Genomic DNA, 4,409 nt, shown 5'->3' on the forward strand with positions numbered 1-4,409 from the left:
CGAACCCGGAAGCTAAGCCTTTCAGCGCCGATGGTACTGCATGGGGGACCGTGTGGGAGAGTAGGACGCCGCCGAGCTAATGTTGAGAAAAGCCCTGGTGGGAACCTTGAGTTCCTGCCAGGGCTTTTCTGTGTTTACCCGGTCCTCCGCCCCCCCCGTCCCCGGCCGGCGCCCCTCGCCGCGGCCGCCCCGTGCCGGAGGGTAAGGTCAGGGGGTATCGTTCGCATATTTCCCACAGGAGGCCCCCGGGTGGAGGTCCAGGAGACGCGAGTCCAGACCGACCGCGTCCTCACCATCCCGAACATCCTCAGCATGGCGCGCCTGGTCGGCGTCCCCCTCTTCCTGTGGCTGATTCTCCAGAAGCACGACGGATGGGCACTCCTCGTCCTGGCCCTCAGCGGTGTCAGCGACTACCTCGACGGAAAACTCGCCCGCCGCTGGAATCAGATCAGCAGCCTCGGCCGGCTGCTCGATCCGGCCGCCGACCGGCTCTACATCCTTTCCACTCTCTTCGGCCTGACCTGGCGTGAGATCCTTCCGCTCTGGCTGACCGCCGCCCTGATCGCCCGCGAAGCGATGCTGCTGGTCATGGTGGGGATCCTGAGGCGCCACGGCTATCCGCCGCCCCAGGTGAACTTCCTCGGCAAGGCCGCCACCTTCAACCTGATGTACGCGTTCCCGTTGCTGCTTCTCAGTGACGGTCACGGCTGGTTGCCGTCACTCGCCGCGATTTTCGGATGGGCGTTCGCCGGATGGGGTACAACCCTCTATTGGTGGGCAGGGATTCTCTATGTGGTCCAGGTCGCCCGCCTGGTCAAGGCGGACGCCAAGGCCGACTGAGCCCACCAGACTCCGGCGGCGCTTCCAGCCGTCCCGGGCGTGAAGTCGGCATGACCGCAGTTCGGCATGACCGTCGTCTCGCAAGGAGGACGCTTCCGACATGAAGGCCGTCGTGATGGCCGGTGGTGAAGGCACCCGCCTTCGCCCCATGACCTCGAGCATGCCCAAGCCGCTCCTGCCGGTCGCCAACCGGCCGATCATGGAGCATGTGCTGCGTCTGCTCAAACGGCACGGACTCACCGAGACCGTGGTGACCGTGCAGTTCCTCGCCTCCCTCGTCAAGAACTACTTCGGGGACGGCGAGGAACTGGGCATGGAGCTCACCTATGCCAACGAGGAAAAGCCACTCGGCACCGCGGGGAGCGTGAAGAACGCCGAGGAGGCGCTCAAGGACGACGCCTTCCTGGTGATCTCCGGAGACGCCCTCACCGATTTCGACCTGACCGACCTCATCCGTTTCCACAAGGAGAAGGGCGCCCTGGTCACCGTCTGTCTCACCCGGGTTCCCAACCCCCTGGAATTCGGCATCACCATCGTCGACGAGAACGGCAAGGTCGACCGCTTCCTTGAGAAGCCCACCTGGGGCCAGGTCTTCTCCGACACGGTGAACACGGGCATCTACGTCATGGAGCCCGAGGTCTTCGACTATGTCGCGCCCGATGTCCCGGTCGACTGGTCCGGCGACGTCTTCCCCCGGCTGATGAAGGACGGCAAGCCCGTCTACGGCTATGTGGCAGAGGGCTACTGGGAGGACGTCGGCACCCACGAGAGCTACGTCAAGGCCCAGGCCGACGTGCTCGAAGGCAGAGTCGACGTCGACATAGACGGATTCGAGATCTCGCCCGGCGTATGGGTCGCCGAAGGGGCCGAGGTCCACCCCGACGCCACGCTCCGCGGGCCGCTCTACATCGGCGACTACGCCAAGGTCGAAGCCGGCGCCGAGATCCGCGAGCACACCGTCGTCGGCTCCAACGTCGTCGTCAAGAGCGGAGCCTTCCTGCACAAGGCCGTCGTCCACGACAACGTCTACATCGGGCAGCAGAGCAACCTGCGCGGCTGCGTCATCGGCAAGAACACCGACATCATGCGCGCCGCCCGGATCGAGGACGGCGCCGTCATCGGCGACGAGTGCCTGGTCGGTGAGGAATCGATTATCCAGGGCAACGTCCGGGTCTACCCGTTCAAGACCATCGAGGCCGGCGCGTTCGTCAGCACCTCGGTGATCTGGGAGTCCCGGGGTCAGGCCCACCTCTTCGGCGCGCGCGGAGTGTCCGGCATCCTCAACGTGGAGATCACGCCGGAGCTCGCCGTACGCCTCGCGGGCGCGTACGCAACGACGCTCAAGAAGGGCTCCACCGTCACCACGGCGCGTGACCACTCCCGCGGTGCGCGGGCGCTCAAGCGCGCCGTGATCTCCGCGCTGCAGGCCAGCGCCATAGACGTACGCGATCTGGAGAACGTGCCACTGCCGGTGGCCCGCCAGCAGACGGCCCGCGGCAGCGCCGGCGGCATCATGGTCCGTACGACGCCGGGCGTGCCGGACTCCGTGGACATCATGTTCTTCGACGAGCGCGGCGCCGACCTCTCGCAGGCCGGGCAGCGCAAGCTCGACCGGGTCTACGCCCGCCAGGAGTACCGGCGGGCCTTCCCCGGGGAGATCGGTGACCTGTCCTTCCCCTCCAGCGTCTACGACTCGTACGCGGGTTCGCTGCTGCGGTCCGTGGACACCAGCGGTGTCGCCGAGGCCGGGCTCAAGGTCGTGGTGGACGCGGCGCACGGCAGCGCAGGCCTTGTTCTGCCCAGCCTGCTCGGCCGGCTCGGGGTGGAGGCGTTCACCATCAACCCCGGGCTCGACGAGTCCCGGCCCACCGAGACCGCGGACGACCGCCGCTCCGGCCTGGTGCGGCTCGGCGAGATCGTGGCCTCGGCGCGGGCCGCGTTCGGCGTGCGGTTCGACCCGGTGGGCGAGCGGATCTCCCTGGTCGACGAGCGCGGCCGGATCGTGGAGGACGACCGCGCTCTGCTGGTCCTGCTCGACCTGGTCGCCGCCGAGCGGCGCAGCGGCAGGGTGGCCCTGCCGGTGACGACCACCCGCATCGCCGAGCAGGTGGCGGCGTACCACGGCACCCAGGTGGAGTGGACCACGACCTCGCCCGACGACCTGACGCGGGTCGGCCGCGCGGACACCACGATCTTCGGCGGAGACGGGCGCGGCGGCTTTATCGTCCCCGAGTCCACCAGCGTCTTCGACGGGACCGCGGCGTTCGTCCGGCTCATCGGGCTGGTGGCGCGCACTCAGCTCACGCTCAGCCAGATAGACGCCCGTATCCCCCGCGCCCACGTGCTCCGGCGTGACCTGCCGACGCCGTGGGCCGTGAAGGGGCTGGTGATGCGGTCCGTGGTCGAGGCGGCCGGGGACCGGCACGTGGACACGACCGACGGGGTGCGGGTCGTGGAGGCGGACGGGCGCTGGGTGATGGTGCTGCCGGACCCGGCCGAGGCGGTGACGCACCTGTGGGCCGAGGGCCCCGACGACGCCTCGGCGCAGGCCCTGCTCGACGAGTGGTCGGCGGTCGTGGACGGCGCCGGGCGCTGACCGCGGACGCCGGGTCAGGACCCGGCGGGCGTCGTCTCCTTGGGGCCGGACCGGTGCCGGAGTGATCCCGCGTCCGGCGCGCCGGTGGGGCCATTGGGAGACGGCGCCCCCGACGTGCGACGATGTGCGGCATGTCGCAGCAGCCCCCCGATCGGAGCACGCCCTCGCCGCCTCCGCGCCCCGACGCCTCCATGTCGCTGCTGACCAATGTGATGGACCACAGCCTCGACGACGGCTATGCCGAGGCGGCGGCCCGTCGGCGGGCGGAGGGCGGCGGCCGGCTGCCCAGCCCGCTGCGGGCCAAGCTGGGTCTGGCGGCCGCCCTGCTGCTGGCCGCGGTGGTGGTGACGCTGGGGGCGGCGCAGGCGCAGATATCGGCACCGACGCTGGCCAAGGAGCGTCAGCAGCTCATCGACCGCATCGAGCGGGAGACCTCGGCGGCCGACGCGCTGCAGAAGAACGTCGACACGCTGCGGGACGCGGTCGGCAGCAAGCAGCGTGACGTCCTGGAGGAGCACGGCGGGGACAAGGCCGACCTGGTGGCGCTGCTCGCGGGTGCGACCGCGGTGCAGGGCCCCGGCGTCAAGCTGGTCGTGGACGACGCCAAGCAGACGAAGCAGGGCGGGGGCAACGGGCCGCGCGAGAGCAGCGGCTTCTCCGACACGGGCCGGGTGCGCGACCGTGACATGCAGCGGATCGTCAACGGCCTGTGGCAGTCCGGGGCGGAGGCCGTCGCGGTCAACGGGCAGCGGCTGACGGCGCTGTCGGCGATCAGGGCGGCCGGTGACGCCATACTGGTGGACAACAGGCCGCTGGTGCCGCCGTACACGGTGCTCGCGATCGGTGACGGGCAGAAGTTCGCCAATGCCTTCCAGCGCAGCGCCGACGGGCTGTACCTGCGCGCCCTGCAGCAGAACTACGGGGTCCGTTACAGCGTTTCCGCCCAGGGAGAGGTCCGGCTGCCCGCCGCGCC

At 69.7% G+C, this 4,409-nt stretch carries 3 protein-coding genes and 1 rRNA gene; all 4 read left to right on the top strand.

The window, feature by feature from the left end:
* Nucleotides 1-77, top strand: a 5S ribosomal RNA gene (rrf, locus tag ACSNOH_RS33585); the annotation flags it as partial.
* A gap of 172 nt (nt 78-249) precedes the next feature.
* Complete coding sequence (locus tag ACSNOH_RS33590; protein ID WP_436725234.1) at nt 250-840, top strand: CDP-alcohol phosphatidyltransferase family protein; 591 nt, start codon at nt 250-252, stop codon at nt 838-840.
* 100 nt (nt 841-940) lie between these two features.
* Entirely contained in the window at nt 941-3,436 is a 2,496-nt protein-coding gene (locus ACSNOH_RS33595; RefSeq protein WP_436725235.1) for a sugar phosphate nucleotidyltransferase, read from the top strand.
* Nucleotides 3,437-3,558: 122 nt separating this feature from the next.
* A partial coding sequence (locus ACSNOH_RS33600) for a DUF881 domain-containing protein (RefSeq protein WP_436725236.1) occupies nt 3,559-4,409 on the top strand: 851 nt, incomplete at its 3' end.

The organism is Streptomyces sp. URMC 127 (genome assembly GCF_051386535.1).
GTDB lineage: Bacteria > Actinomycetota > Actinomycetes > Streptomycetales > Streptomycetaceae > Streptomyces.